The sequence below is a fragment of the Bacillota bacterium genome, from assembly GCA_040754675.1.
In the GTDB taxonomy this organism is placed as follows: domain Bacteria; phylum Bacillota; class Limnochordia; order Limnochordales; family Geochordaceae; genus Geochorda.
Genome location: JBFMCJ010000520.1, coordinates 1 through 2,810 on the forward strand (window position 1 = coordinate 1; position 2,810 = coordinate 2,810).

Annotated in this window: 4 protein-coding genes; all 4 read right to left on the minus strand. The window is 72.5% G+C overall.

The window, feature by feature from the left end; translation table 11 throughout:
- Window positions 1-205: hypothetical protein (locus tag AB1609_20085; protein MEW6048742.1), on the minus strand; the 205-nt coding region annotated here is incomplete at its 3' end.
- Window positions 206-210: 5 nt separating this feature from the next.
- Window positions 211-789 carry a PilZ domain-containing protein gene (locus AB1609_20090; protein ID MEW6048743.1) on the minus strand — a complete coding sequence of 193 codons (579 nt, stop codon included), beginning with the start codon at window positions 787-789 and terminating at the stop codon, window positions 211-213.
- A 21-nt stretch (window positions 790-810) separates the two neighbouring features.
- Entirely contained in the window at window positions 811-1,980 is a 1,170-nt protein-coding gene (locus tag AB1609_20095; protein ID MEW6048744.1) for a PilT/PilU family type 4a pilus ATPase, read from the minus strand.
- Window positions 1,964-2,635, minus strand: coding sequence for a hypothetical protein (locus AB1609_20100; GenBank protein MEW6048745.1), 672 nt, complete (start codon window positions 2,633-2,635; stop codon window positions 1,964-1,966). The genes AB1609_20095 and AB1609_20100 overlap by 17 nt, the downstream gene beginning before the upstream one ends.
- Between the last annotated feature and the right edge of the window lie 175 nt (window positions 2,636-2,810).

A 2,810-nucleotide genomic window follows, 5' to 3' on the forward strand; every position in this document is an offset into this window, starting at 1 on the left:
TCACCGCGGCCACCAGCGCGCCCACCACCATGAGCAGGTTGAGCACGCGCTGGAGGATCTCCACCAGCCTCTGCTGGCCCTCGCCGACTCCGGCGGGAGGCCGCGGAGGCTGCGGCATCACGATCTCGCCCTCCGCCAGCACCTGGCCCGCCAGCCCGAGCACGAACGTGGCCAGCACCGCCAGGAAAAGGAGCTTTTTGGCCAACTCCATCACCCCCTCTCGCGCTTCTTCCCGGGGCTCCCCCGGGCCACGAGCCGGCCGACCGCTTCGGCAAAGTCCGACTCCCGCTCCCGGAAGGCCAGCCCCGCGTACCACCAGCCGCCCGCCCAGGGGAAGCAGCTCCGCACCTCGCAGCGGGCCTCGCGGCCTTCCAGCTGCAGCACCGCTTCGGCGCCCTCGGGAACCGGGCGCCAGAGCGCCACCCGTGCGCCGCCCTGGCTCAGGTCTTGCGCCGCGCCATCCAGGAGAACGCCCCCGGCGAGCAGCACCCGGACAGGCGCCGAAACCCGGTGGCGGGGAGCCCTGGTCACGGAGGCTACGCTCAGGCTCACTGCTAGCGGTTGGCCCTCCACCACTCGCTCGCGGAAGAAGAACTCCTGCCCCGCCCGCTGCCGGCGCACCACCACCTCGTCGCCCGGCGCCACCCGCAGCGGCGACCGGGGCTTGAGCAGCAGCGCCCCGTCGTACGCCAGCACCGCACACCACACCGCGCCCGGCGGGGCCGCCACCAGCACCTGCTCGCCCGGCCGCGGCAGGCCGATGAACACACGCTTGCCGTTGCTTTCCAAATCAAAACCCCCTTTAACGCTCTAACGCACGCGGAACCAGCCACCCAGATAAGAATCAAAGAGCTGCCGCATGACGCACCGCTCCCGCGCCTCCTCCTCGGAGACCAGACCCGCCCGGACGAGGTCGGCCAGCGCGCGGTCCATGGGCACCATGCCCTCCTGCGAGCCCGTCTGGATGGCCGAGGGCACTTCCTGAATCCTGCCCTCGCGGATCATAGCCCTGACTGCGGGCGTCGCCAGGAGGACTTCCACCGCCGCCAGGCGCGTCCCGCCACCCGCGCGGGGAAGCAGCTGCTGGGCCAGGATGCCCTGGATGCTCTCGGCAAACTGGATCCGGACCTGGTCCCGGTCGCGTGGCGGGAAGGCGTCTACCACGCGGGTCACCGCGGCCGCAGCCGTGCGCGTGTGCAGCGTCGAGAGCACGAGGTGGCCGGTTTCCGCGGCCGTCAGCGCCGCCGCAATGGTCTCCGGGTCGCGCATCTCACCCACCACGATAACGTCCGGATCCTCCCGGAGCGCAGCGCGCAGCCCTTCGGCAAACCCCGGGACGTCCTCGCCAACCTGCCGCTGGTTGACCAGCCCGCGGCCGTGCGCGATCAGGTACTCGATGGGGTCTTCCAGGGTGATAACGTGCCGCGCCATTTGGGAAACCGCGTGAACGACCATGGCTGCCAGTGTGGTGGACTTGCCCGATCCGGTAGCTCCCGTGACGAGCACCAGGCCCCGCGGCAGGGAAGCCAGCTGCGCTACCGTTTCGGCCAGTCCGGGCTGGTGCCCAAACAGCTCCCCGAGCCCGGGCACCCGGAAGGAAAGCCTCCGCGCGGCCACCGCGGGCGAGCCGCGCTGGCGGTACACGTTCACCCGAAAACGTGCCTGGCCCGGGAGCTGGTAGGCCAGGTCGCAGGAGCCGGTGGTGAGGAACCGATCTCGGCGGGTCCCATCACCGCCGAGCAGGGACGCCGCCAGCTCCTGCAGGTCCGCGGCGGAAAGCGGCCCGGCCCAACGCGGCTCGCGGGCGAGCAGTTCCGCGAGGCTCTCCCTGCCGTCAAACAGCTCGCTCGCCGCGGCCTCCGCCGCCGCCACCAGCATCCCGTGCACCCGCAGCATGGCCGGCGCGCCCGCGGTGAGGTGGACGTCCGAGGCCTCCAGCCTGCACGCCGCCGAGAGGAGGTCCTCAACCGCCAGAGCCAACGCCAGGCACCTCCCGTTCCTCAGGAGCCTCCGGGCCCGCGAGCGGGGTCCAGACGTCGTCCCGGGGCGCGGGTGCCGGGAGAAGATCCTGCCGCTGGGGCGGGTTCAGCGAATAAAGCAGAAGCAAGCACGAGCAGGAGACATCGCCGGGAGCCGACCCGGGCTGCTCCGGCGCAGCAACTGAGAGCACCCGCACCTCCGCCGCACCGGCCATGCCCTCGAGCAGGGCGAGGAAGCACTGCGCACCCGGGCCGGGCCCGCGGGCCTCCACCCGGTATGGAACGGCTCGCAGGTGGCCCCGGAAGAAGCCGTCCACCGGCTCCTCTGGCTGCACCGCCACCAGCAGCACTCCGGCCTCGCGCGAAAGCTCCTCGAGACGCGCCAGCACCCACCCGGTGCCAACGTCCACCGCCAGCGGCTCCGACGCTTCCCGGAAGGCCGCCAGGGCCGCTTCCGCACGCGCCGTGGCGGCGCCGGCGGAGGCCGCCTGCGACCTCACCGAGGCCAGGCTGGCCCTGGACCGTGCCGCCAGCCCGTATTCCGAAAGCGCCCACCGCCCCGCCAGGACCGCCAACGCCAAACCCGCCGCCGCAACCGCCAGCACGAGCCGGGCCCTGCCCGGCCGACGCAACCGGAACACGACCGGTTCCGTCACTTACCACCCACCTCCCAACCCTGCGGCGCCAGCCGGGCCTCCAGCCGGAACGCGTACAGTCCCGATTCGTCCTCACGCACCACGCGGGACACCCGCACGCTCTCTACCCCGGGCTGGCGGAAGAGCGCGTCACGCAGGATTCCCGCCGCCGCCACCGTCTCCGACCGGCCCTCCA